This is a genomic window from uncultured Leifsonia sp., from assembly GCF_945957465.1.
Taxonomy (GTDB): Bacteria; Actinomycetota; Actinomycetes; order Actinomycetales; family Microbacteriaceae; genus Leifsonia.
The window spans coordinates 1-24,505 of sequence record NZ_CAMFLC010000048.1; the positions used below are offsets into that span (position 1 = coordinate 1).

20 protein-coding genes and 1 pseudogene are annotated in these 24,505 nt (G+C 68.9%); 7 read left to right on the plus strand and 14 right to left on the minus strand.

Translation table 11 applies throughout. The features are described 5' to 3' along the window. Together Q0Q23_RS16525 and sucC are read right to left on the minus strand one after the other, a co-directional pair. Positions 1-542, minus strand: a 542-nt coding sequence (locus Q0Q23_RS16525) for a CoA-binding protein (RefSeq protein ID WP_295126587.1), incomplete at its 3' end; no start/stop codon positions are given. 18 nt (positions 543-560) lie between these two features. Next, positions 561-1,724 (minus strand): ADP-forming succinate--CoA ligase subunit beta, encoded by a 1,164-nt coding sequence (gene sucC, locus Q0Q23_RS16530; protein WP_295126591.1) that lies wholly within the window; start codon positions 1,722-1,724, stop codon positions 561-563. 234 nt (positions 1,725-1,958) lie between these two features. On the opposite strand from sucC, the gene Q0Q23_RS16535 reads away from it, so the two are divergent. From Q0Q23_RS16535 to Q0Q23_RS16545, 3 genes are read left to right on the plus strand one after another with little or no spacing between them, the layout of a single operon-like run. Beyond that, the gene (locus Q0Q23_RS16535; RefSeq protein WP_295126594.1) at positions 1,959-3,425 is read left to right on the plus strand and encodes a hypothetical protein; all 1,467 of its coding nucleotides are present in this window, start codon (positions 1,959-1,961) and stop codon (positions 3,423-3,425) included. Between the two features lie 41 nt (positions 3,426-3,466). Continuing rightward, complete coding sequence (locus Q0Q23_RS16540; RefSeq protein ID WP_295126597.1) at positions 3,467-4,297, plus strand: oxygenase MpaB family protein; 831 nt, start codon at positions 3,467-3,469, stop codon at positions 4,295-4,297. Between the two features lie 57 nt (positions 4,298-4,354). Next, positions 4,355-6,535: a M60 family metallopeptidase gene (locus Q0Q23_RS16545; RefSeq protein ID WP_295126601.1), complete on the plus strand. Its 2,181-nt coding sequence runs from the start codon at positions 4,355-4,357 to the stop codon at positions 6,533-6,535. 99 nt (positions 6,536-6,634) lie between these two features. Here the strand turns inward: Q0Q23_RS16545 and Q0Q23_RS16550 are convergent, their stop codons facing one another. From Q0Q23_RS16550 to Q0Q23_RS16560, 3 genes are all read right to left on the minus strand, one after another. After that, positions 6,635-7,669, minus strand: a complete 1,035-nt coding sequence (locus tag Q0Q23_RS16550) for an FUSC family protein (RefSeq protein ID WP_295126604.1) — start codon at positions 7,667-7,669, stop codon at positions 6,635-6,637. A gap of 17 nt (positions 7,670-7,686) precedes the next feature. Continuing rightward, a complete protein-coding gene (locus Q0Q23_RS16555; protein WP_295126607.1) occupies positions 7,687-10,200 on the minus strand; it encodes an ATP-dependent helicase in 2,514 nt (837 codons plus the stop codon). Between the two features lie 66 nt (positions 10,201-10,266). Continuing rightward, complete coding sequence (locus Q0Q23_RS16560) at positions 10,267-11,334, minus strand: glycerophosphodiester phosphodiesterase family protein (RefSeq protein ID WP_295126610.1); 1,068 nt, start codon at positions 11,332-11,334, stop codon at positions 10,267-10,269. A gap of 102 nt (positions 11,335-11,436) precedes the next feature. Between Q0Q23_RS16560 and Q0Q23_RS16565 the strand changes: the two genes are divergently transcribed. Beyond that, a complete protein-coding gene (locus Q0Q23_RS16565) occupies positions 11,437-12,048 on the plus strand; it encodes a hypothetical protein (protein WP_295126613.1) in 612 nt (203 codons plus the stop codon). A gap of 26 nt (positions 12,049-12,074) precedes the next feature. Continuing rightward, on the plus strand, positions 12,075-12,872 hold the full coding sequence (locus Q0Q23_RS16570) for a Bax inhibitor-1/YccA family protein (RefSeq protein ID WP_295126616.1): 798 nt from the start codon (positions 12,075-12,077) through the stop codon (positions 12,870-12,872). A gap of 66 nt (positions 12,873-12,938) precedes the next feature. Here the strand turns inward: Q0Q23_RS16570 and guaA are convergent, their stop codons facing one another. From guaA to Q0Q23_RS16605, 7 genes are all read right to left on the minus strand, one after another. Beyond that, the gene (gene guaA, locus Q0Q23_RS16575; RefSeq protein ID WP_295126641.1) at positions 12,939-14,540 is read right to left on the minus strand and encodes a glutamine-hydrolyzing GMP synthase; all 1,602 of its coding nucleotides are present in this window, start codon (positions 14,538-14,540) and stop codon (positions 12,939-12,941) included. A gap of 22 nt (positions 14,541-14,562) precedes the next feature. Next, positions 14,563-15,012, minus strand: coding sequence for a DUF3817 domain-containing protein (locus Q0Q23_RS16580; RefSeq protein ID WP_208041318.1), 450 nt, complete (start codon positions 15,010-15,012; stop codon positions 14,563-14,565). A gap of 4 nt (positions 15,013-15,016) precedes the next feature. Continuing rightward, complete coding sequence (locus tag Q0Q23_RS16585; protein WP_295126622.1) at positions 15,017-15,856, minus strand: SURF1 family cytochrome oxidase biogenesis protein; 840 nt, start codon at positions 15,854-15,856, stop codon at positions 15,017-15,019. Between the two features lie 72 nt (positions 15,857-15,928). Beyond that, positions 15,929-17,296 carry a cation:proton antiporter gene (locus Q0Q23_RS16590; RefSeq protein WP_295126625.1) on the minus strand — a complete coding sequence of 456 codons (1,368 nt, stop codon included), beginning with the start codon at positions 17,294-17,296 and terminating at the stop codon, positions 15,929-15,931. Between the two features lie 3 nt (positions 17,297-17,299). Continuing rightward, positions 17,300-17,830: a cation:proton antiporter regulatory subunit gene (locus tag Q0Q23_RS16595; protein ID WP_295126627.1), complete on the minus strand. Its 531-nt coding sequence runs from the start codon at positions 17,828-17,830 to the stop codon at positions 17,300-17,302. Between the two features lie 127 nt (positions 17,831-17,957). Further along, complete coding sequence (locus Q0Q23_RS16600) at positions 17,958-19,862, minus strand: glycerol-3-phosphate dehydrogenase/oxidase (protein WP_295126630.1); 1,905 nt, start codon at positions 19,860-19,862, stop codon at positions 17,958-17,960. A 35-nt stretch (positions 19,863-19,897) separates the two neighbouring features. Continuing rightward, positions 19,898-21,016: a GuaB3 family IMP dehydrogenase-related protein gene (locus Q0Q23_RS16605; RefSeq protein WP_295126644.1), complete on the minus strand. Its 1,119-nt coding sequence runs from the start codon at positions 21,014-21,016 to the stop codon at positions 19,898-19,900. 45 nt (positions 21,017-21,061) lie between these two features. On the opposite strand from Q0Q23_RS16605, the gene Q0Q23_RS16610 reads away from it, so the two are divergent. Next, on the plus strand, positions 21,062-22,204 hold the full coding sequence (locus Q0Q23_RS16610; RefSeq protein WP_295126632.1) for a MalY/PatB family protein: 1,143 nt from the start codon (positions 21,062-21,064) through the stop codon (positions 22,202-22,204). A gap of 139 nt (positions 22,205-22,343) precedes the next feature. Beyond that, the gene (locus Q0Q23_RS16615; protein WP_295126635.1) at positions 22,344-22,640 is read left to right on the plus strand and encodes a hypothetical protein; all 297 of its coding nucleotides are present in this window, start codon (positions 22,344-22,346) and stop codon (positions 22,638-22,640) included. A 673-nt stretch (positions 22,641-23,313) separates the two neighbouring features. Here Q0Q23_RS16615 and Q0Q23_RS16620 read toward each other — a convergent pair. Further along, positions 23,314-24,189, minus strand: a pseudogene (locus Q0Q23_RS16620) (ATP-binding cassette domain-containing protein); the annotation flags it as partial. A 56-nt stretch (positions 24,190-24,245) separates the two neighbouring features. After that, the coding region (locus Q0Q23_RS16625) for an IMP dehydrogenase (protein WP_295126638.1) at positions 24,246-24,505 on the minus strand (260 nt) is incomplete at its 5' end.

The following is a 24,505-nucleotide window of genomic DNA, read 5'->3' on the forward strand; positions in this document are numbered from 1 at the left end:
CCGATGGCGGTCGAGAAGCCGAGGTCACGCAGCTCGTACATCATCTGGTAGGTCAGCGTGCCTGACTTGGAGACCAGGCCGATGGGGCCCTTGCCGGTGATCGTGGCTGGGGTGATGCCGACGAGCGACTCACCGGGGGTGATGATGCCGGGGCAGTTCGGGCCGATGATCCGGGTCTTGTTCCCCTTCGCCTTGGCATAAGCCCAGGCCTCTGCGGAGTCTTGCACCGGGATGCCCTCGGTGATGACGACCAGCAGCGGGATCTCGGCGTCGATGGCCTCGACCATGGCGTCCTTCGCGAACGCCGGCGGAACGAAGACGATCGACACGTCGGCGCCGGTCTTCTCGATCGCCTCGACCACGGTGCCGAACACCGGCAGCTCGATGTCGCCGTGCGTCACGGTGGTGCCGGCCTTGCGGGCGTTGACGCCGCCGACGACCTGGGTGCCGGCCTTCAGCATCAGCGCGGTGTGCTTGGTGCCCTCGCCGCCGGTGATGCCCTGGACGATGACCTTGGAGTCCTTGTTGAGGAAGATAGACATTCTCTGATTCGTCCTTGCTTACTTCGCGGCCAGCTCGGCGGCCTTGTCGGCGCCTTCGTCCATGGTGAGTGCGAGGGTCACCAGCGGGTGGTTCGCCTCGGTGAGGATGCGGCGCCCCTCGTCGACCTTGTTGCCGTCGAGACGGACGACGAGCGGCTTGTTGGCCTCGTCGCCGAGGATCTCGAGTGCCTTGACGATGCCGTTCGCGACGGCGTCGCACGCCGTGATGCCGCCGAAGACGTTGACGAAGACGCTGCGGACCTGGGGGTCGTTCAGGATGACGTCGAGACCGGCGGCCATGACCTCGGCGGACGCGCCGCCGCCGATGTCGAGGAAGTTGGCCGGCTTGACGCCGCCGTGCTTCTCGCCCGCGTAGGAGACGACGTCGAGCGTGGACATGACCAGCCCCGCACCGTTGCCGATGATGCCCACCTGGCCGTCGAGCTTCACGTAGTTGAGGTTCGCCGCCTTGGCCTTGGCCTCCAGCGGGTCGGCTGCGTCCTTGTCCTCGAGCGCCTCGTGGTCGGGGTGGCGGAAGTCGGCGTTCTCGTCGAGCGAGACCTTGCCGTCGAGGGCGATGATGTCGCCCTCCTCGGTCAGCACCAGCGGGTTGACCTCGACCAGGGTCGCGTCCTCGCCCGTGTAGACCTCATACAGCTTGACGAACACATCGGCGACCTTCGCGACCAGTTCGTCGGGGAAGCCGGCGGTCTTGGCGATCTCGGTCGCCTTGGCGGTGTCGATGCCTGCGCGCGGATCGACCTCGACGCGGGCGAGCGCCTCCGGCTTCTCGACCGCCAACTGCTCGATCTCCATGCCGCCCTCGACGCTCGTCAGCGACAGGTAGGAGCGGTTCGCCCGGTCGAGCAGCACGGAGAAGTAGAACTCGCGGGCGATGCGGGCACCGCCGGCGACCATGACCCGTCGGACCACGTGGCCCTTGATATCCAGGCCCAGAATGGCCTTCGCGGCCTCTTCCGCGTCGTCCGGAGTCTTGGCGACCTTGACGCCGCCCGCCTTGCCGCGGCCTCCGGTCTTGACCTGCGCCTTGACGACGGTGACACCGCCCAGCTTCTCCGCGGCCGCACGGACCTCTTCCGGAGTGTCGGCGACGATGCCCGGAAGGACCGGGACGCCGTACTTCTCAAACAGGTCTCTGGCCTGGTACTCGAATAGATCCACGGTTATCCAATCCGCTGATGCCCGGCGCGCTCGTGGCGCTCCGGCTGATATCTCCTGGGCGGTCCGGCGGGAGAATAGCTCGACGCCGAGATAAATTCGCCAGTGAGAACTTTAGCGCGTTCGACTGAACAGCCCGAATCGGTTTCTCCTCCACAGGCAATGCCGAAAACGGCTACTCCACCGATCCGGTCGCGGGCAGCCCTGCGCGGTTGCGGGACCGCGACCGTTGAGGGCATGACACATCGCATATCGACGTTCGTGACCGCCTTCGCCCTCGCCGGCCTCGCCGTCTTCCTCGGAATCCTGCACGCTCTCGTGGTGGCGCCCGACGCGCGGGCGCTCACCGGCGACGGGCACGGGCCGGGATACATGTCCCGGGACGGCTGGTGGCTGGGCACCTACCGCATGGACGACGGGGCGCAGGGATTCTGTCTCAACGCCGGAAAGCCGAGCCCGACGGGACACGGCCTCGACTACACCGACGCCGCAGCGCTCGGCTGGTACACGCCCCAGCAGGCGGCCTCGCTCGCCTACATCTCGCGCAACTGGGCGGGCACCGGCGATCAGCTCACGGCCGCAGCCGGCCAAATCGCCACCTGGCTCGTCGCGGGGCTGAACGGGCACACTCCCGAAGAGGTCGCCTCGCGCGCCGGAGCCGACGCGTCCCGTGTCCTCGCCCGCGCATACGAAATGGTCGACGAAGCAGCACGGCTCGGCTCGAGCGGAGTACGGGCGGATGCCGTCGTGGAGCTGGCCGAGACCGGGCCGGGACGCGTGCGCGTCGAACTCACGATCGTGCGCTCGACCGGTGCCGAGGAGACCGCCGCACCAGGGAGCCACTCGGCTCGGGTGACGCTCGACGGCGCGTCATTCCCCGACGGAGGCACGACGGCCGAGGTCCGGACCGGGACGGATGTCGAGGTCATCCCTTCGGGCACCGACGCCAGCGTGACGGTGAGTGCTCGAGCGGAGCTCTCCGCCCTCCCCTACGGCGACCGCCTGCTGGTCGCCGTGCCGCACGACGACGCCCAGGCCGTGCTCATCGCCGTGCCCGCCACCGCGGAGACGAGCGCGCTGGCCACCAGGACCGGTCCGTCGCCGCTTCCGTTCCAGCCTCTCGTCGCGACGGTGACGAGCACCGCGAACGCTGCGCCGGGCGCGGTGGTGCATGACCGGCTGACCGTGAGCGTCGAGACCGGAGACGGTCTGCTGCCGTCGTGGGGCGTGCGTACGACGGATGACGGTTTCGCACCGATCGAGGCGATCGTGGAGAGCACGCTCCACGGCCCGTTCGACGAGCCGATCGCCGAGTCCGACACCGTCCCGGAGGACTCACCGGTGGTGTGCGTCGTCGAGACCTCCGTGAACGGCACCGGCGTGTACGACACTCCCGAGTGCACACTCCCCGCTTCCGGTCACTACGTCTGGACGGAGCGCATCGATCCGACGACGGTGTCACCGGACGCAGGCGGCGAACGAATCCGCCCCTGGCAGTCGGCATTCGGCATCGCCTCGGAGATCACCACGGTCGCGGCACCCGCCGAACCGGCCGCGGCACAGCTCGCCGCGACCGGAGACCGCGTCGAGACCGCTCCGGTCGCGCTCGCGGCCACGCTCGTCGGCCTCGGCGTCCTGTCGGTGCTGATCGCTCGCGCCGCGCGCCGTGGCGCGCACCGGGCGGCGCGAGGCCTCCGACGTTGATGACAGCAGCAGCCTGCACCGGATGGGTGGATCATGGGCGCATGGCCATCCAGCCCGATCGGCACGCCGATCTCCGGTCGATCGCCGGCGAGGCGCTCAGCCTCGCCGGCGCCGGCCGGGCGTTGCTGCTGCAGATCGCCCACCCGGCGGTCGGGCGCGGGGTGGCCGAGCACAGCGACTTCGCGGCCCGGATCGTGGATCGGTTCCACGCCACGATGACCTTCGTCTACGCAGCGGTGTTCGCGCCGCCGGAAGCCTTCGACGCGGTTCGTCGACAGGTCGACCGGGCACACCGGCCGGTGCATGCCGTCCGCAGCGGCGACCTCCCTGCCTACAACGCGTTCGATCCGCAGCTGCAGCTCTGGGTGTCCGCCACGCTGTACGCGACCATGGTCGACCTGAACGAGCGCGTCTACGGGCCTCTCGCCACGGAATCGCGCGAGCAGGTCTACGACGACTTCCGGCATCTGGGGCTGAACCTCCAGTTGCGTCCCGAGGCCTGGCCTGCCGACACCGCGGCATTCGGCCGGTACTGGGACGGGATGCTCCCTCAGCTCGCGGTGAACGAGTCTACGCGCGCGCTCGCCGAACAGATCCTCCGCCCGCGCGGGGTGCCCGTGTGGCTGCGGGGCGCGCTTCCGGCGAGCCGTCTGGTCACGACCGGACTGCTGCCGGCAAGCGTCCGGACGCAGTTCGGATTGCCGTGGGACGACCGGATCGAGCAGCGCTTCGATCTCAGGATGCGCTGGGCCGCCGCGGCGTACCCGCACCTGCCGGCCGCCATCCGGCATCGGCCGCGCGACGTCTACCTCCGGCGGCTGCAGGAGGCTGGGCTACAGACGGCTGGGCTACAGCCGCGGATATCCAAATGATCACATTTTACGCGTAACATGTTTTCGTGTCGGAACGATTCCGACCCGAAAGGAAACATGGACCCGAACACACCTGCCACTCGCAAGCGCCGGCGCAGACACGCGTTCGCGCTTCTCGCGCTCACTACCCTCTCCGCAACCCTGATCCCGCTGCAGCCCGCGGCTGCCGCCACGACCATGCCGACGATCGACGTCCGGGTGACGCAGACGTCGTCGGAGCTCACGGTGAATCCGCGCGGCGACCGGGAGGCCGACCGGATCCGCAAGAATCGCGCGATGCAGCAGAGCACGCTCGAACCCACGAGCCGGTACGTGCGCACGAACGAGAAGTTCACCGTCACGCTCCCCGCCGGCACCTCGGGCGTCGAGGTCGCCGTCGGCCAGTACGGGGTGTACGCCGCTGTGAACGGCGGCACAGACGTTCAGCTCGCACGCACGAAGCTCACCCAGGCGACGACCACTCTCACCTCCGACCGCGATGGCCTGATCTGGCTGTCCCGCGCCACGGGCACGTCGGTGCGCGCGACCGTCTCCGGCGGGGCGCCCGTTCCCACGTTCATCGGAGGCGTCACGAGCGAGGCCGACTTCCGCGCGCAGCTGTCGACCTACTCGGCAGCACCGTTCGCGATCGTGGCGGGCAAGCGTGTGGTCGCGGCGTTCCAACGCGGCACCGTCACTGCGAATGTCTCGCACGTCACATCGACCAACATCGCACGCTGGGACACAGCAGTCGAGGTCACGGACGCGACCTACGGCCTGGACGTCAGCGCCACCGGAGTGCACCGCAAGTCACCTGCCCTCATCCACATCGCCAACCCCGATACCGGAAGCCCCGGCTCCTACGCGTCCGCGACCTACGAACGGATCACCTTCCAGAACGACACCGGAGCCGGGCGCGACCTGCTCGTGGGCGCCTCCGGCCAGCAATGGGGGCTCTGGCACGAGATCGGGCACACCTACCAGACGCCGCAGTACACCTGGGACGGTCTCGGCGAAGTAACGGTCAACATCTCGTCGCTCGCGGTTCAGAAAGCATTGGGCTACGCGAACGAGCTCTCCGCGGCCCACCACCAGCGTGCGATCCAGGCGTATCTCGCGAAGCCCGACAGCCAGCGCGACTACGACGGCACGGCCATCGCGAGCGAGTACTACCTCAAGCTCGGCATGTTCGACGCCCTGCACGCCCGCTTCGGCGACGACTTCTTCCCGAAGCTCAACCGTCTCTACCGCGAGCGCGCCGCCGCAGCCCAGATCGTCACGCGCATGCAGCAGACGTTCAAGAGCACCACCGCGGAGGTCGCCCGCACCGATCTGACCGACTTCTTCACGTCTTGGGGAGTGGGCGACGGAAGTGCTCCGCTCGAGCAGCGCGCAGTGCCGGAGTTGGCGCAGGGCGCCACCGGGGCGCTGACGGTGCGGCTGAACTTCTCGACCGCCTCGACCGGCTTGGGCTACGAGATCACCGCGCCGACGGGAACCCGCTTCGTTTCCGGCGATCGCACCTGGACGAACAAGGCCGGCCATTCCGAGACGATAAGGAACGCGGCCCAGCTGTCAGTCGATCGACGCACACTTCGATTCAGCCAGGCCGGATACTCGGCACAGTCCGGGCAGTGGGTGGAGGAGTCCTATCCGCTCGAGGTCGTGAGTGCACTCGCGTCCGGTCCAGTGAACGACGGAACCTTCCGGATCACCTCGGGCAACGCCCTGCCGACCGGCGAGAGCATCCCCGTGGGCTTCACCGCTGCTGTGTCGGCGTCGGCTGCCCTTGTCCAGGTGATGCAGCCCACCCTGGCCGCACAGCAGACGGGCCGGTTCACGGTGCGCGTGATCCCGCCCACCGCCGGGAGCGGCATCGCCTACGCCATCGCCGCCCCGACAGGAACACGATTCGCCTCGGGAGACCGCTTCTGGAAGAACAGCGCCGGCGCCTCCGGAACGAGCAAGGACGCGGCCACCCTGTCCTCGGATCGGAAGACCCTCACCTTCAGCCAGGCCGGCTGGCTGGCGCGTGCCGACGGCTGGGTCGACGAGAGCTACGAGCTGACCTCGGACGGCACCGCAGGAAACCGGGCCGTCGCCGATGGAACGTTCCGCATTACGGCCGGTCCCGTGATGCGAGTGGGAACGTCGATCCCCGTGGCATACGTGTCGTCCGTCGCGTCGACGCCCACGCCGACCCCGACCCCGACCCCGACCCCGACCCCGACCCCGACCCCGACCAGCATTCCGTTCTGAGAACGGTTCGGTTCGCCCCAAACGCCTCGCCCGACCGCGCGCACGCGCGGCCGGGCGAGCGCGTCGGCGTGCCTGGCGGATCTCAGCTGAGCGAGTCCCTCACGCTCTCCTGCCTCTGACAGCCGGCCCCCGCCATCGCTCGATCGCGCGCGCCAGGAGGACGAGTGCGATTCCGACACCGGCGCCCAGCACCGTCTCGATCACCCGGTCGACCACCAGGGTCCCGATCGGAGCCGGCGCGGCGAGGTGCGATACGGCGAGCGCCATCGGGGTGATGAATAGCAGTGCGTAACCGTAGTGCCGGCCCACCAGCATCTCGGCGAAGAACTGGCAGACGACGATCACGACGATCACGACGATCGCCGGCGGCGACCAGAACAGCACGGCAGCGGCCACGACGACCCCGCCGATCGTGCCCAGGATGCGGTGCAGCGACCGTGAGATCGAATGGGCCGCTCGCGCCGGAGGGATGACCGCGACGACACTGACGACCGCCCAGTAGGCGTGCCCCAGCCCGAGCGCGAGGGCCGCTCCTCCCGCGATCAGCACACCGATGGCGTTCTGGGCGGCGGTCAACCAGACCCGCCCGTCGCGGAAGACCGTGGTGTCGACGCCCGGGCGCCGATGGAGCTTCTTGAGCAGCACCGCTCCCGTCCTGGCGGCGCGATCCCCCGCCCACCGGCGCACCACCCAGCCCGACAGAGTCAGGACCCACGAGAACGCCGCCACCGTCGCTGCGAGACCGATCCGAGGAAGCGCGTCCTGGGCGGTCGTAGGCACAGCCGCGCAGACGAGCAGGGCGAAGACGAAGAACAGCGGCTGCGTCGGCAGGAGCTGGAACGCGGTCGCGAGCAGCGTGCCGGCGGTGACGATGAGCACGAGGAGCACCGTCACCAGCCACAGCGGTTCTCCCACGACGGCGACGATCACGCCGAGGGAGATGCTCGCCAGCATCGCGACCGCCGCGATCGAGACGCTGCGCAGCCGCAAGCGGTACGGCTCGTTGCGTCCGTACAGCGCGGTGAACGCGCCGAAGGTCGCGTACGCCGCGAGCTCCAGGCGGCCGAGGGCGAGTAGGACCAGCAGGGGCACCGCGACCGCCGCAGCCGCCCGGAATCCGACCTCGACGCTCATCGAGGCGAGGCGCTGCCTCACAGCTTGTCGATCGGGGCGATCTTGATGAGGAGCTTCTTCGCCCCCACCTTCTCGAACTGCACGTGCGCGACGCGCTTGGCGCCCTCGCCCGTCACGTTCATGACCCGGCCCTCGCCGAAGTCCGCGTGCCGGATACGGTCGCCCGGCGCCAACTCAAGGTCGCCGTTGTCACGGACCTTGCCTGTCACCCGGTTCGGCCATTCGGCCTTCGGACGCTCGGCCGGCGCACTGCCGCCCACCGGGAAGCTCTCGTTCCAGCGACCCGCCGTGCCGCCGCCGAGACCGGGGCGACGCGCGTTGAGCGCACGCGACTGCGAGCCGCCTCGCCCGTTCGCGGCACCGGGCGACTGCTTCCAGTCGATCAGGTCGGCGGGGATCTCCTGGAGGTACCGGCTCGGCATGGCGACCGCGGTCTCGCCGAACTGCGCGCGAGTCATCGCCAGAGACAGGAAGAGCCGCTTCTTGGCCCGGGTGATGCCGACGTAGAACAGCCGACGCTCCTCGGCGGGACCGCCCGGCTCGTTCGCGGACATCCGGTGCGGGAGCAGGTCCTCCTCGATCCCGGTGAGGAACACGGCGTCGTACTCCAGGCCCTTGGCCGTGTGGAGCGTCATCAGCAAGACGGACCCGCTCGAGTCGTCGATCTCATCGGCCGCGGCCACCAGCGAGACCTCCGTGAGGAAGTCCACGAGGGTGCCGTCGGGGTTGTTCCGCGCGAACTCGCGGGTCACCGCGACGAGTTCCTCGACATTCTCGGCGCGTGCCTCGTCTTGCGGGTCACGACTGTTGCGGAGCACCTCGAGGTACCCGCTGCCCTCGAGCAGGAACGTGAGCACATCGGCGACCGACGCGATTCCTGCCGGGTTGGCGGGATCGATCTTGGCCGCCGCCTCATCGAGCATCGTGGACAGCTGCAGGATGGCACCCGTGACCTTCGGCCCGAGGCCGAGGGAGCCGGCATCGCGCATCGCGTCGCGGAATGTGAACCCGTTGTCCTCGGCATAGCCGGCCAGCTGGGTCTCGGTGGCCGGACCGATGCCGCGCTTCGGGGTGTTCAGGATGCGGCGCAGGGCGAGCGTGTCGTCGGGGTTGGCGACGGTGATCAGGTACGCCATCGCGTCCTTGATCTCGGCGCGCTCGTAGAACTTGGTGCCGCCCATGACCTTGTACGGCAGGGCGGAGCGGATGAAGATCTCCTCCAGCGCACGGGTCTGCGCGTTGGTGCGGTAGAAGACCGCCATGTCTTTGTAGTCCATGCCCGCAGCGTGGAGCTTCTCGATCTCGTCCGCGACGAACTGCGCTTCGTCGTGGCCGGAGTATCCCGTGTAGCCGACGATCTTGTCGCCGTCGCCGACCGCCGTCCACAGCTTCTTGTCTTTGCGGTCGAAGTTGTTGGCGATCACCGCGTTGGCGGCGCTCAGGATGTTCTGCGTCGAGCGGTAGTTCTGCTCCAGCAGCACGACCTTGGCCCCGGGAAAGTCGCGTTCGAACTCCACGATGTTGCGGATGTCGGCGCCGCGGAAGGCGTAGATGGACTGGTCGGAGTCTCCGACGACGGTCAGGGAGGCGCCCGGGACGGCGCCGACGACATCGCGCAGCTTGGCGACATTGCGGCCGTGCTGCTCCAGCTCCTCGGCGATGTCGGGAGAGACGGGCATCGTCAGCTCTCGGATGAGCGCGTACTGGGCGTGGTTGGTGTCCTGGTACTCGTCGACGAGGATATGGCGGAAGCGCGTCTGGTACAGCGCGGCGACCTTCGGGAAGGCACGGAACAGGAAGACGGTCTCGGCGATGAGGTCGTCGAAGTCGAACGCGTTGGCCCGGCGGAGTGCGCGCGTGTACTGGCGGAAGATCTCGAGGAACATCACCTCCTGCGGATCGCTCAGGTTGGCCGAGCGCGCGAAGGTCTCGATGTCGGTCAGCTCGTTCTTGAGCTTGGAGATGCGTCCCGCCGTGCCCGCGACGGTGAAACCGAGGGTGTCGGCGTCGAGCTCCTTGATGATCCGCTTGAGCAGGGCGCGGGTGTCGCCCGAGTCGTAGATCGTGAAGCTCTGCGTCTTTCCGATCGTCTCGGCCTCGCGGCGGAGGATGCGCACGCACGCCGAGTGGAACGTCGAGATCCACATGCCCTGCGCCCGGCCGCCGAGCAGCTGCTCGACCCGCTCACGCATCTCGTTCGCCGCCTTGTTGGTGAACGTGATCGCGAGGATCTCGCTCGGCCACGCCTCCCGGCTCTCGATGAGACCGGCGATCCGGCGCGTGAGAACGCTGGTCTTGCCCGACCCGGCGCCGGCCACGATGAGCAGCGCGGCGCCCCGGTACTCGGCCGCCTCGCGCTGCTGCGGGTTGAGCCCGGCGAACAACCGGTCGGAGGGGCTCCGGCCGCCGCCGGACGCGCGACCCGCCGAGCTCGCGCCCGAGCCCTCGTCGCCCTCCCAGCCGTCGAGGATGATCGGCACGGAGGAGGGTGCGGAGGAGGCGGGAGAAGGGGCGTCGGGAAGGCTCGTCATGTCTCCAGCCATTTTAGCCGCCGCCACCGTCATCGACGTCGGGAGCGCCCCGCCGCAGCCTCGGGGTCAGCGGCCGTCCCGCACGGCGACCGCGAGGTCGGGATGATCCGCGAAGACGCCGTCCACCCCGGAGTGCAGCAGGATCGCGAACAGCCGCCTCCAGTCGCCCCACTCGTCGTCGCGACCGCCGGTGCGGAACTCGCGAGGGAGCAGTCCGTTCTCGGGCCGCAGCGTCCAGCAGTACACCGAGAGCCCGGCCGAGTGCGCGAGGTCGACGAGGTCGGAGGTCACGGCGCCGATGTCGACTCCGCCGTCCTCCTCCCCGAACAGCCCGACCGCCACCGAGCCCGAATGCAGGATCTGCCCGATGTCGACACTGATCCCGTCGACCCGTTCCGCCGGCGAGGCGGCGGACCCGAGGGCGTACAGGCCGCGCAGGGTCAGGTCCGTCGCGTAGCCGGGGGCCGCGGCGCCGAGGGCGGCGACCCGATCGGCCGGCGCGCCTTCCGACTCGACCAGATACACGCGGCGCCCGCGGAAGCCGCGCACCTGCAGCCGTCCCAGTACCGTCTTCTCGAAGCTCTCGACGACCAGACCCGGGCGGTCCGCCCAGCCGGCGTCCGCCAGCGCGTCGACGAACAGCTCGTCGAGCGGGAGCCCCGCGGCCTCGAAGTACGTCGCGTGCTTCAGCTCGGCGACGACGTTGAGCGCGCGTCCCGCGGAGTCGGACGCGGCATCGACGAGCTCCAGCATGTCGGACAGCCGCAGGATCGGGTAGCGATCGTCGAACGTCGCGCTGGCCTGACGCAGCTGCGGGAGCCGCTCGCGCGCCCGCAGCACGGACAGCTCGCTCCACGTGAAGTCCTCGGTGAACCAGCCGGTGAGCGGAACGCCGTCGACCTCCTTCGTCGTGCGACGCGCCGCGAACTCGGGGTGGTCCGCGACGTTGGTGGTCCCGGAGATCTCGTTCTCGTGTCGCACCACGAGCACACCGTCCTTGGTGGCGACGATGTCGGGCTCGACCGCGTCGGCTCCCAGCGCGAACGCCAGTTCGTACGCCGGCCGCGTGTGCTCGGGACGGTACCCGGGCGCACCTCTGTGACCGATCACAACAGGTGTCGAGCGGGCGCGCATGTGGCGATCCTAGCCGGAGGGCCGAAACGCTCCGAAGAACCTCGACCGGACGCGGGACGCCGCTGCACGTATCCGAGCGGCCCGAAGTGACACAATCGGGGTGTGCCCGACCCCGACGGCCTCCCCACCCGCGCACCGACGGCCTCCGGACCGACTCCGGAGGCTCAGCCGTCGCGTCGCGCCTGGCACGAGCCCGCGCGCGACCTGGAGTTGCACTGGGGCGACTACCGGGCCAGGTGGATCGCCGGTCTGGCGATGATCGTGGTCGGCACCGCCTGCATCCTCGCCACGACCGCGTACAGCCTGCCGTTCCTGCTCGTCGGCTCCCTCGTGCAGCCGGCCGGATGGGCGGTGCTGCCGTCGACCATCGGCCGGCGCGTCGCCGTCGTCGTGCCCGTGCTGGGATTCACCTGGCTGATGCTGGGAGGCTCCGGGTTCGCCTGGTGCTACGCGATCATGCTGGCCGCGTGGCTGCTGGTGCGCCTGCGTCCCCTCCCCGTCTTCGCGGTGCTGGCGCTTCCCATCGCGTCGAGCCTGGTGCTGCCGCATTTCGTCACCACGTACGAGCAGGGCTGGATCACCATCCTGGTCAGCTCGACCGTGGTCGTCGCGTCCGCCTGGCTCGCCCGCTGGGCCGCGATCGCACTGGATTCATGGCAATCTGTCAGAACTCTCAGAAAACAACCCGATAGGTTTGACGAACCGAGACCCTAAGCGGTCCCCGACAGAGCGAGGAACCCATGGCACTCAACAACCCGGCGTTCTCGAACAACCCGGCGTTCCAGAACAACGGCCAGACCGCCACGGCCGTCCCTGTGAGCGCCGAGAACCTCGAGCAGATGTACCAGGCGCCGTCCGCGACGTCCGCCGACACCGACCGCATGACGATCGAAGACACCATCAACAAGAGCGCGATCTCGTTCGCCCTGCTCGTCGCCGGCGCGGTCGTCGGCTGGCTGGTGCCGGCACTCGTCCTCCCGGCTGCGATCGTCGGCTTCGTGCTGGCACTGGTCAACATCTTCAAGAAGCGGCCGTCGCCCGCGCTGATCCTGAGCTATGCCGGCGTGCAGGGCATCTTCGTCGGCGGCATCTCGGCCGTGTTCGAGTCGATCTATCCCGGAATCGTGATCCAGGCGGTCATCGGCACGCTCGCCGTCGTCGGGGTGACCCTGGCGCTGTTCGCCTCGGGCAAGATCCGCGCATCGGCGAAGGCGACCAAGATCTTCCTGATCGCGATGTTCGGCTACCTGGCCTACTCCATCGTCAACGTCATCCTGGTCTGGACCGGGGTCACGAACAGCGCGTTCGGGCTGAGCAGCGACGTCAAGCTCTTCGGAATCCCGCTCGGGGTCGTGATCGGCGTCCTCGTCGTCATCATGGGTGCCTACTCGCTGGTGCTCGACTTCGACTTCATCCAGCGCGGAGTCAAGAACCGCGCACCGCGCGTATTCGGTTGGTCGGGCGCTTTCGGAATCATGGTCACGGTCATCTGGCTGTACCTCGAGATCCTGCGTCTCCTCGCGATCTCGCGCAATTAGGCCGCCTCGAACGCAGAAGGGCCGGGATGCATCCGCATCCCGGCCCTTCTCACATTTCGGGGAGGCTCACTCCCACTCGATCGTCCCCGGCGGCTTCGACGTCACGTCGAGCACGACGCGGTTGACGCCGTCCACCTCGTTGGTGATGCGGTTGGAGATCGTGGCCAGCAGGTCGTACGGCAGGCGGGTCCAGTCGGCCGTCATCGCGTCTTCGCTGGAGACCGGGCGCAGCACGATCGGGTGACCGTACGTGCGGCCGTCACCCTGCACGCCGACCGAGCGCACATCGGCGAGAAGCACGACGGGGCACTGCCAGATCTCGCTGTCGAGGCCGGCGGCGGTCAGCTCGGCGCGCACGATCGCGTCCGCTTCGCGGAGCAGGTCGAGCCGCTCCTGCGTCACCTCGCCGACGATGCGGATGCCGAGGCCCGGGCCGGGGAACGGCTGGCGGCCCACGATGACCTCCGGGAGGCCGAGCTCGCGGCCGATCGCGCGCACCTCGTCTTTGAACAGGGTGCGCAGCGGCTCGACGAGCTCGAACTGCAGGTCTTCGGGGAGGCCGCCGACGTTGTGGTGGCTCTTGATGTTGGCCGTCCCGGTGCCGCCGCCGGACTCCACCACATCGGGGTAGAGGGTGCCCTGCACCAGGAAGCGGATGGGGTCGCCGTCGTTCGCGGCCTCCGCGATCAGGTCGGCCTGGGCCTTCTCGAAGACGCGGATGAACTCGCGGCCGATGATCTTCCGCTTGGTCTCCGGATCCGAGACGCCCGCGAGCGCGGACAGGAACTGCTCCTGGGCGTTCACGGTCACGAGCCGGACACCGGTCGCGGCGACGTAGTCCTCCTCCACCTGGCGCGCTTCGTCTTTGCGCAGCAGCCCGTGGTCGACGAACACGCAGACGAGCTGGTCGCCGACGGCCTTGTGCACGAGCGCGGCCGCGACGGCGGAGTCGACGCCGCCCGACAGCGCGCAGAGCACGCGCCCGCTGCCGACCTGGGCACGGATGGCCGCCACCTGGTCGGCGATCACGTTGCCGCTGTTCCAGTCGGCCGGGATGCCGGCCGCACGGTGCAGGAAGTTCTCGAGCACCGCCTGGCCGTACTGCGAATGCTTGACCTCGGGATGCCACTGCACGCCGTAGAGCTTGCGATCCTCGTTGGCGAAGGCGGCGACCGGGGTGTCGTCGGTCGAGGCGAGCACCTCGAAGCCCTCAGGGGCACGCGACACCGAGTCACCGTGGCTCATCCACGCGGTCTGCTGTGCCGGCTGGCCGTCGAGGAGCGTGCCCTCACCGTCCGCCGCGGCGCCCGTGACGCGCACGGCCGTGGAGCCGTACTCGCGTCGCCCGGTCTTCGCGACCTCGCCGCCGAGCGCGGTGGCCATGACCTGGAAGCCGTAGCAGATGCCGAGCACCGGGACGCCGAGCTCGAGGATCGCCTCGTCGAGCTGGGGCGCACCCTCTTCGTACACGCTGGACGGGCCTCCCGACAGCACGATTCCGGCGGGGCGCTTGGCCGCCACCTCCGACGCGGTGACGGTGTGCGGCACGATCTCGGAGTACACGTTCGCCTCGCGCACGCGGCGCGCGATCAGCTGCGCGTACTGTGCGCCGAAATCGACTACGAGGACGGGACCGGACGGCGCGGCCGAATCGGCCCCTCCGAGGATGTCCGAGAACGCTGCGTCGGTGCTAATTTGTGGCCTCCACGAATGTCGCTGCCTCGGCCTCGCGGCCGGCCAGATAGGTCTTGACCTGCTTGGTGATCCTGGCCTCCACGAAGAACGAGAGGAACGGCACGACACCGCCGAGGGCGATCAGCACGAACTTCGTGAAAGGCCAGCGCATCAGACTCCACAGGCGGAAGTCGGAGAAGAGGTACACGACGTACAGCCAGCCGTGCGCGATCAGGATGCCCGTGCTCAGGTCGACGCCGGTCGGCGCGACCGCGGTCTTCACGGGAACGAGGGTGAGGGCGCCGTAGTTGCTGAACGCGAAGAGCTGGTAACCGAGCCCGTACTTCACGACCATCTCCACGCAGAGCAGCAGGAGCATGATGCCGGTGACGTAGGCGAACACCTGGTAGAACTTCAGCGCCCCGCGGATCTTCGGGAAGTCTTCGAGCTTGGGAGCGAGGGGCATGGAGTCATTCTACTTTCCCGGCGCGGGCCCGGGCGCCGCCCGATGTGTCGTCCACGGGGGTCCCCGTCGCACCACCGACCGCTTCTGCGGCCGCGAGCTCGCGTTCCTCGTCCTCCCGCTGCTTGGCGTCGCGCACCAGCCGGTACCAGAGGAAGATCGCGAAGCCGGCGAAGATGATCCACTCGGCCGCGTAGAAGATGTTGAGCCAGTTGAGCTCCGTCTGCTGGATCGGCGGCGGCGAGTCGATCTTCACCAGGCCGGCCGGCGGCGTCTGCTCGACGGCGTAGGCGTTGTAGACGTCCATGCCGTCGACACCGGTCCAGAGGTTGTAGAGCTGGCCGACGCCGAGTGAGGTCATCGCTGTCGGGTTCTTCTTGTCGGCGGGGACCTGGGGCTGCTCGTCCGGGAGGAGGCGCCCCACCATGCGCTGCGGCGCCTCGGGCTGGGCCGCGAGCGTCGCCATCGCCTTCTGTGCCGCCGCCTCGCTCGGCGCCCAGCCTCGGGCGACGGCGAGCGCGACCGTGCGGCCTCCACCGGCGTCCACGTTCACGTGCGAGACGACCCACCACCCGGCCTTGCCGTAGTTGAGCCGGTCGTACAGCAGCTGGTCGTCACCGGGGACCGGGGTGCCGGTGAATGAGACCAACTGGCCGACCGCCTTGCTGGTGAGCGGGCCGCCCGGCTTCGCCACCTGCGAGAGCGGCAGCACCGTCTCCGTCGGAGCCTCCACCGCCGTGCCCGACTCGATGGCGCGCTCCAGCTGCCACTGGCCGAGGGCCGCGAATCCCGCCGCGAGAGCCAGTGCGAAGATCAGCGCTCCGATCCAGCGCGGGCGCAGCATCATCTGGAGCATCGTGGTTCCGCCCGCCTGCGCCGGGGTGCCGGCGCTCGGGCTGCCGGGGGTGGTGTCGATGGGTCAGTCCCGCTTTCGGTCGACGGTCGTGTCCTGCTGCTGCATGGCCTGCTCGACGATCCGGTCCACAGCGTCGCGCGTGTCGCCCGCGCTCCTGTCGTCGCGGCGCGTGTCGGAGTCGAAATCGGCGGTCGCCGCCTCGACGAGCGCGATCTCCTCGTCGAGCATCGGATCGCGCTTCTTCCGCCGGTCGCATCGCTTGGACGATCCGGTCCGGAGAATCATCGCACCGATCTTCTCGGAGTTCGCTGCGAGGATCGGCCCGAGGACGGCCATGATCAGCACGTACAGTCCCGCGAACGGCACGATCCGGGCATCGAGGCCCGCACTGATCGACAGGGTGGCCAAGATCAGTGCGAACTCGCCGCGGTTCTGGAGGATGACCGTCGTGTTGATGCCGGCCTGCGGGCCGAAGCCGTTGATCCACGCGACGAACTGCCCGGCGAGGATGTTCAGCACGATCGTCATCGCGACAGCGATCAGCACCGGGCCGAGCACCGCCGGGAACTTCGCCGGATCGAGTTCGAGCCCGAAGTTGAGGAAGAAGAACGCCGCGAACACGTCGCGCAACGGGATGGCGATGTGCTCGATCTTGTTGCGGTACTTCGTGGCGCCGAGCACCAGACCGATGAGGAACGCGCCGATCGCGTCGGTGACGCCGAGGATCTCGCCGATCCCCGCGAACAGCACGGCCAGACCGAAGAAGAGGATGGTGAAGAGCTCGTCGTCCTTGGTGCGGAACAACCGGGAGACGTACCTCCCGCCGAATCGCGCCACCGTGAACATCACCACCAGGAACAGGAACGCCACGGTGAGCTTGCCGACCACGGGCCAGAAGTCGGTCTCGCCGCTCAGCACCACCGACACGATCGCCAGGTAGATCGCGATGAAGATGTCCTCGACGACGGTGACGCCCAGGATCATCGGCGTCTCGGTGTTGGGAAGGCGGCGCAGTTCGATGAGCAGTTTGGTGACGATCGCGGACGACGACGTGGCCGTCATCCCGGCGATGATGAGAGCCTCCCGGGTGCCCCAGCCCACCCAGAAGCCGAATGCGAGTCCCACGCCCATGTTGATGAGGATGTAGGAGCCGCCCGAGACGACGAGCTTGCCGAAGTTGCCGAAGAACTCGTCCTGGTCGAACTCCAGGCCCAGATTGAACAGCAGCAGGATGAGCCCGAAGATCGCGATGAGCTCGATGTAGTTGCTCTCGAAGCTCAGCGGGAACCAGCCGGTGTGCGGGCTGGCCAGCAGGCCGACGAGCATGTAGATGGGGATCGCGGGAAGACCCACCAGCTTGCCGAGCCGGCCCAGCACGTATGCGACGAGCAGGAGGATGCCGAGAATGATGAGGTCTTCTCCGAGGTGCATGGATCAGCCTCCCGGCGGCGCGTCGGCAGTGGCGCGCACGGCGGTCTCGCCCGTGCGGAAGAAGGCGAAGGCCTTGGCGACCTTCTCGGGGGTGCCGGCGACCACCAGCGTGTCGCCGGGGAAGACCTTGAAGTCGGGGGCGGGAGCCGGATTGGCCGAGTCGCCGCGCACGACGGCGACGACGGCCAGGCCGACGAAGCCGCGGTCGCCCGGAGCGCCGAGTTGCTGGCCGGCGATGTAGTCCTCGTAGTCGACGGAGAACCAGTCGATGCTCAGGCCCGGGATCTGATCGAGCGCGGTCAGCGACTCGGTGATCTGGGTGCCGCCCAGCAGTTCGGCGAGCGTATGCGCCTCGTCCTCGTTGAGCCGGAGCGAGACCTTGGTTACGTCCGCCCCGTCTTCGTGGTCTGAGAACGTGACCAGGTCGCTGTGCCCGGAGCGATGCGCGATGACGCCGACCTTGCCGCCGTCGTCGGTGACGAAGGTGTGCAACACCCCGACTCCGGGCAGTTTGACCCGTCGAACGTCAACCATTTATCCGTCTCCATCCGTCGCGGGCACCGGGTACCAGTCTATCGGAGGGAGGTTTCGGGCTCCTTTCGCCCGGGCGTCGGACCACTGGTCGCCGGGCTCGGGCCGGAGGTGCTGCGGCCCGGTCCGGTCACTCGTCCGCGGGTGGCTCCGCTCCTTCCGGAAGCGGCTCCTGCGCCGCCTTTGACGCGGCCTTCGCGCGGGCGGGCCCGCCCTTCGGCGCTGCCGTGCGTGTGACCTCCGCGGACTTCGCCGCCGCCGCGTCCACGTCGACGATGTCGGGGGCCTCCAACCGCACGCGGTCGGCCGAGGCGTCGTCGGGCTGCAGCTGGCTCTCGCGCTCCGCCGCGACCCGCTTGAGGTACGTCTGCACCTCGCGCTCCTCGCGCGCGGAGTCCCAGCCGAGCACCCCGGCCATCAGCCCGGCGGCGACCGGTGCGGCGGAGACACCGCGGTCCCACGCCTCGATCGAGATCCGGGTGCGGCGGGCGAGCACGTCCTCCAGGTGGAGGGCACCCTCGTGGCTCGCGGCGTACACCACTTCGGCACCGATGTAGTCGTCGGCGCCGGGCAGCGGTTTGGCCAGCGACGGGTCGTCGCGTACCAGCGCGAGGAGGTCCTCCGTCAGCGTGCCGTAGCGGTTCAGCAGGTGCTCGATGCGCGCCGGGTGCAGGCCGGACTCGCTCGCGATCCGGCCGCGACGGTTCCAGGCGGCCTGGTAGCCTTCGGCACCGACCAGCGGGATCTCCATCGTGGTGCTGGCCGGGATCTTGCCGTCGAGGGCGTCGACGGCCGCGTCGATCGCGTCCTTCGCCATGACCCGGTAGGTGGTCCACTTGCCGCCCGCGATGACGACGAGCCCGGGAACGGAATGGGCGACGAGGTGCTCGCGCGACAGCTTGGACGTCTCCTCCGACTCGCCCGCGAGCAGCGGCCGCAGCCCCGCGTAGACTCCCTCCACGTCCTCGCGCGTGAGGGGCACGTTCAGCACCTGGTTGACGTGCGCGAGAAGGTAGTCGATGTCGGCGGCGGTGGCGGCCGGGTGCGCCTTGTCGAGATGCCAGTCGGTGTCGGTGGTGCCGATGAGCCAGTGCCGGCCCCACGGGATGACGAAGAGCACGCTCTTCTCGGTGCGCAGGATCAGCCCCATCTTCGACTGGAAGCGGTCGCGCGGAACGACCAGGTGGATGCCCTTCGACGCGCGCACTTTGAACTGCCCGCGCTCGCCCACCATCGCCTGGGTGTCGTCCGTCCAGACGCCGGTCGCGTTGACGACCTGCTTGGCGCGGATCTCGAAGCGCTCGCCGGATTCCTGGTCGTGCGCCTGCACGCCCACGACCCGCTCGCCGACCTTGAGGAAACCCTCTACGCGGACGCGCGTCGCGACGTGCGCCCCGTAGTGCGCCGCCGTGCGAGCCAGGGTGGCCGTGTAGCGGGCGTCGTCGACCTGTGCGTCGTAGTAGGTGATCCCCCCGACGAGTGCGTCCGGCGCCATGCTCGGGATCGCCTTGAGGACCTGCCGCCTGCTGAGATGGCGGTGGTGCGGGACTCCGGGCGGCCGGCCCCCGGTGTAGGAGAAGATGTCGTACAGCATCATGCCGGCGCCGATGTAGAACCGCTCGAACACCCGCTTGTGCAGCGGATAGAGGAAGCGCACCGGCTTCACCAGGTGCGGTGCGATCCGCTGCAGCAGCAGGCCGCGCTCGATGAGCGCCTCCCGCACCAGCCCGAAGTCGAGCTGCTCCAGGTAGCGGATGCCGCCGTGGACGAGTTTGGACGATCGGCTGGAGGTCCCCGCCGCGAAGTCGCGGGCCTCCACGAGCCCGACACTCAAGCCGCGGGTGACCGCGTCGACAGCCGCGCCGGTGCCGACGATTCCGGCGCCGACGACGAGGATGTCGAGCTCGGTGTCTTTGAGAGCCTGGATCGCCGCGGCACGCTCGACTGGGCCGAGTCGTGAGGGATACGCAACCGTCGAAGACTGCGCAGCCTCAGAAGACCGCGCAGTGGAGCCGGACGGGGATGTCGTCGCCATCGTTTCCTCCTCCCCCGGCCGCCTTCGGCCGGGACCTAATGCGATTGGTACGGCGCGACCACGACTTCGACGCGCTGGAACTCCTTCAAATCCGAGTATCCCGTCGTCGCCATGCTGCGGCGCAAGGCTCCCACGAGATTCGCAGTCCCCTCGGCCACGGGAGCGGGGCCGTACAGGATTTCCTCGAGCGGGGCGACCTGGCCGACCGCGACACGGTTGCCGCGGGGCAACTGTGCGTGGTGCGCCTCGGCCCCCCAGTGCCAGCCGCCGCCGGGGGCGTCGGTCGCGCGGGCGAGGGTCGTGCCCAGCATGACCGCGTCGGCGCCGCAGGCGATCGCCTTGACGATGTCGCCGGAACTGCCGAGGCCGCCGTCGGCGATGACGTGCACGTAGCGCCCGCCCGACTCGTCCATGTAGTCGCGGCGTGCGCCGGCGACGTCGGCCACCGCGGTGGCCATCGGGGCGTGGATGCCGAGCGTGGACCGCGTCGTGGAGGCCGCGCCACCGCCGAAGCCGACCAGCACGCCGGCCGCGCCGGTGCGCATCAGGTGCAGGGCGGCGGTGTAGGTGGCTGCCCCTCCGACGATGACCGGGACGTCGAGCTCGTAGATGAACTTCTTCAGGTTGAGGGGCTCGACGCTCTTGGAGACGTGCTCGGCCGAGACGGTCGTTCCGCGGATGACGAACAGGTCGACACCGGCCTCGACGACCGTCTCGTACAGCTCCTGGGTGCGCTGGGGCGAGAGAGCGCCGGCGACGGTGACCCCGCCCTCCCGGATCTCGGCGAGCCGGCGGGTGACCAGCTCGGGTTTGATCGGCTCGGCGTAGATCTCCTGCATGCGGCGCGTGGCCTTCTCGGCCGGCAGCTCGCGGATCTCGGCGAGCAGGGGCTCCGGGTCTTCGTAGCGCGTCCAGACGCCCTCGAGGTCGAGCACGCCGAGGCCGCCCAGCTGGCCCATCATGATCGCCGTGGTCGGCGAGACCACCGAGTCCATCGGAGCGGCGAGGAACGGGACATCGAACTGGTACGCGTCGATCGTCCAGGAGACCGAGACGTCCTCGGGATCGCGGGTGCGACGGCTGGGCACCACCGCGACGTCGTCGAAGGCGTACACGCGGCGTGCGCGCTTGGCCCGCCCGATCTCAATCTCCATACTCACAGGTTCAGTCTATGGCGCGGCACTGGCAGAGTAGGCAGAGTGACCGTCGAAGCAGAGCCCCTCGCCCGTCTGCGCCAGCGCACGAGCGAGAAGTGGAGTGTCTATCCCGACGATGTGCTGCCGCTGTTCGTGGCCGAGACGGACTACCCGCTGGCCCCGCCGATCGCCGCCGCCCTGCACGCCGCGATCGACCGCAGCGACACGGGGTACATCGGAGAGGACGACCGCGCCAAGCAGGCGTTCGCCCGGTTCGCCCTCGACACCTGGGGCTGGGAGGTCGACCCCGGGCGCACGATCACCACCACCGACGTCAGCGTCGTCATCGTCGAATCGCTGCGGATGCTGATCGAGCCGGGCGACCGCGTCGTCATCACCCCGCCGGTGTATCCGCCGTTCTTCGAGCTCATCCCCGAAGCGGGAGGCGTGGTCGAGGAGGTGCCGCTGCTCGACGACGGCGCCGGGTGGTCGCTCGATCTCGACGGCCTCGAGCGCGCCTTCGCGGGCGGAGCGCGGGCGCTGCTGCTGTGCCACCCGCACAACCCCCTCGGTCTGGTGCACCCGCCGGAGCACCTCCGCGCGGTCGCGGCGCTGGCCGCCCGCTACGGCGCAGCGGTCGTGAGCGACGAGATCCACGCGCCGCTGACGCACTCCGACGCGTCGTTCACACCCTTCCTCTCGGTGTCGGAGGAGGCCCGCGCGGTCGGCGTCGCCGCCCACTCCGCCAGCAAGGCGTGGAACCTCGCCGGCGTCAAGTGCGCCCTCATCGTCACCGCGTCGGAGGAGCGAGCCGCACGCCTCCACGCCCTGCCCGTCGAGGTGGAGGTGCGCACCAGCCTGCTCGGCCGCATCGCGACCGAGGCGGCGTTCGACGAGGGGCGCCCCTGGCTCGCCGGCATCCTCGAGTCCATCGAGGCGAACCGCGAGCTGCTCGGGAGGCTGCTCGCCGAGCACCTGCCGGAAGCCCGCTACCGTGTGCCGCACGCGAGCTACCTGGCCTGGGTCGACTTCCGCGGCCTCGGCTGGGGCGAAGACCCGGCGGCCCGCATCCTGGACGAGGCGCGCGTGGCTCTCGTCCGCGGGCTCGACTTCGGCCGCCAGGGCACCGGCTTCGCGCGGGTCAACATCGCCTGCTCGCCCGAGGTGCTGACGGAGGCCGTCGAGCGCATCGCGAGTCTTTCATAAATACTAACATTCAGATTCTACATCTCTACTCTGGAGTTCCCGACCCGCTTCCGCGGGCGTTCGATCGAGAAGTAGGCAGAGAATGCGAATCCAAACGAGAGCCCTCATTACCACCCTGGCGACAGCCCTATGCGCTTCCATGGTTGTAGCCGCGCCGGCATCAGCTGACACGCCAACGAAGGGCAATGTCGGCATGTACGCCATGGTCGACGGCCATCTCATCGATCTCGAGGGACAATTCCGCGAGCACGATATCGACCTCGCACGTCCGACCGAGGGGAGCAATCCGAACGCTCGTCTCATCAATCTCAGCCAATGGATTAGCTGCTACACCTTCAATGTGCGCGATGAGGTCTTCAACCTCTACACCCACTACTGGGATGGCAAGGGCCACGATGTTCGACTGAAATGCGGTGAGCCTGGCGGCGGCGGATGAGGTTATCGACACATCGAGGACGGTCACAAAGCCGACTGGCAGGCCAAGTTGGACCAGGCCCGCTCGAAGGGGTGGAGGCCCGAGGCGCAAGGAGTCCAGTCGTGGGATGATCTCATGTCCGGGGCCGCTGCGTCCGCGATCACGTGGCCCGAGAAGGTGGGCACTAATGCGGTCAATGCAACGAAATGCGGTATCACCGATCTCTATCTGGTCGACGGTGACCGCCCTCAGCTTGTTCTGATGACAATCAGAGTGCTGGCATCCTGGGCAACCAACAGCGATCGACTGATCACGGCCTATCCGACTTCGAAATCTTCCTGCTGAACGGGGGGCGTCGTAGACCGTCATGGGCTACGACGCCCCCGTTGCTGCAGCGCGTGCTCGTCGTCTGGAAATCGGAAGGCTCGGATCGCTTTTGCGCGTGCTCCCAGTTCCGCTTCCAGTCGGCTGAACAGCCGGTCCCCTTCCTGCTCCCACGCGGGCTGAGCCTCGGGGTTCCCCCACCGCCAGTCAATGTCCCGCGTCGCAAGGAACTCCCATCGCGAATGCCATTCTCGGAGGTGAAGTCCGAGCTGACGGGTGAGCCCGACAGATTCGGGATCCAGCGGTCCGGCATCATCCCACAAGGGCCACGGATGTCCCCACTCGTTCCACATCCAAATCTTTCTCTCGCTCATCGCACCCGCACCACCCGGGTCTCGTCCCACACCGGCTCGTCGGCCTCATAAACGGCGCCGTCGGCGCCGAAGACGAGGTAACGGTCGAAGCCGCGCGCGAACCAGCGGTCGTGGGTGACGGCCACCACCGTTCCCTCGTAGGCGGCTAGGCCCTCCTCCAGCGCCTCCGCGGACACCAGGTCGAGGTTGTCGGTGGGCTCGTCGAGCAGCAGCAGGGTCGCCCCCGATAGCTCCAGCAGCAGGATCTGCAGGCGCGCCTGCTGGCCGCCGGAGAGCGATTCGAAAGTCTGCTCTGCCGACGCGGCGAGCCCGTAGCGGTCGAGCACCCGGCTCGCGGCCTCCCGGGGCATGCCCGCACGACGGTCGTCGCCGCGGTGCAGGATGTCGAGCAGCGTCCTCCCCACCAGCTCGGGATGCTCGTGCGCCTGCGCGAACAGGCCGGGAGCCACCCGGGCGCCCAGCTTCGCCACGCCCGTGTGCGGTACCGCCTCGCCCGCGACCTCCGCGGACGCCAGGTGGCCGGCGGACGGGTCCGGATCGGTGCCGCCCGCTGCCAGGAGGCGCAGGAAATGCGACTTGCCGGAGCCGTTCGAACCGAGCACGGCGATGCGCTCCCCGAACCACACCTCCAGGTCGAACGGGCGCATCAGTCCGGTCAGCTCCAGACCGTCGCACTCGATGACGCGCCGGCCGGTGCGCGACCCGGTGAGGCGCATCCGCACGTTCTGCTCGCGCGGACGCTCCTGCGGCGGACCGGCCTCCTCGAACTTCGCCAGGCGGGTCTGAGCCGCCTGGTAGGCGGAAGCGAGATCGCTGTTGTACTTGGCCTTCTCCTTGAAGCGCAGCACCAGCGCCTTGAGCTTGGCGTGCTCGGAGGAGATCCGGCCCTCCGGGAGTGGGATCTCCTCCGTTTTCAGCGAACGGGCGCTCAGCGGCGGTAGTTCGGCGCCTCCACGACCATCTGGATGTCGTGCGGGTGCGACTCCTTCAGCCCGGCCGCGGTGATGCGGACGAACCGGCCGCGCTCCTTCAGCTCGGGGATGGTGCGCGCACCGACGTAGAACATCGACTGGCGGAGGCCGCCGACCAGCTGGTAAGAGACGGCCGAGAGCGGGCCACGATACGGAACCTGCCCCTCGATGCCCTCGGCGATCAGCTGCTCATCGCTCGGCACGTCGGCCTGGAAGT

What these genes read in the sequence shown, in the direction of transcription:
- Q0Q23_RS16535 (WP_295126594.1), top strand. Translation starts at nt 1,959, where the DNA reads ATGACACATCGCATATCGACGTTCGTGACCGCCTTCGCCCTCGCCGGC.
- Q0Q23_RS16540 (WP_295126597.1), top strand. Translation starts at nt 3,467, where the DNA reads ATGGCCATCCAGCCCGATCGGCACGCCGATCTCCGGTCGATCGCCGGC.
- Q0Q23_RS16545 (WP_295126601.1), top strand. Translation starts at nt 4,355, where the DNA reads ATGGACCCGAACACACCTGCCACTCGCAAGCGCCGGCGCAGACACGCG.
- Q0Q23_RS16550 (WP_295126604.1), bottom strand. Translation starts at nt 7,669, where the DNA reads ATGAGCGTCGAGGTCGGATTCCGGGCGGCTGCGGCGGTCGCGGTGCCC.
- Q0Q23_RS16555 (WP_295126607.1), bottom strand. Translation starts at nt 10,200, where the DNA reads ATGACGAGCCTTCCCGACGCCCCTTCTCCCGCCTCCTCCGCACCCTCC.
- Q0Q23_RS16560 (WP_295126610.1), bottom strand. Translation starts at nt 11,334, where the DNA reads ATGCGCGCCCGCTCGACACCTGTTGTGATCGGTCACAGAGGTGCGCCC.
- Q0Q23_RS16570 (WP_295126616.1), top strand. Translation starts at nt 12,075, where the DNA reads ATGGCACTCAACAACCCGGCGTTCTCGAACAACCCGGCGTTCCAGAAC.
- Q0Q23_RS16580 (WP_208041318.1), bottom strand. Translation starts at nt 15,012, where the DNA reads ATGCCCCTCGCTCCCAAGCTCGAAGACTTCCCGAAGATCCGCGGGGCG.
- Q0Q23_RS16585 (WP_295126622.1), bottom strand. Translation starts at nt 15,856, where the DNA reads ATGATGCTGCGCCCGCGCTGGATCGGAGCGCTGATCTTCGCACTGGCT.
- Q0Q23_RS16590 (WP_295126625.1), bottom strand. Translation starts at nt 17,296, where the DNA reads ATGCACCTCGGAGAAGACCTCATCATTCTCGGCATCCTCCTGCTCGTC.
- Q0Q23_RS16595 (WP_295126627.1), bottom strand. Translation starts at nt 17,830, where the DNA reads ATGGTTGACGTTCGACGGGTCAAACTGCCCGGAGTCGGGGTGTTGCAC.
- Q0Q23_RS16600 (WP_295126630.1), bottom strand. Translation starts at nt 19,862, where the DNA reads ATGGCGACGACATCCCCGTCCGGCTCCACTGCGCGGTCTTCTGAGGCT.
- Q0Q23_RS16605 (WP_295126644.1), bottom strand. Translation starts at nt 21,016, where the DNA reads ATGGAGATTGAGATCGGGCGGGCCAAGCGCGCACGCCGCGTGTACGCC.
- Q0Q23_RS16615 (WP_295126635.1), top strand. Translation starts at nt 22,344, where the DNA reads ATGGTTGTAGCCGCGCCGGCATCAGCTGACACGCCAACGAAGGGCAAT.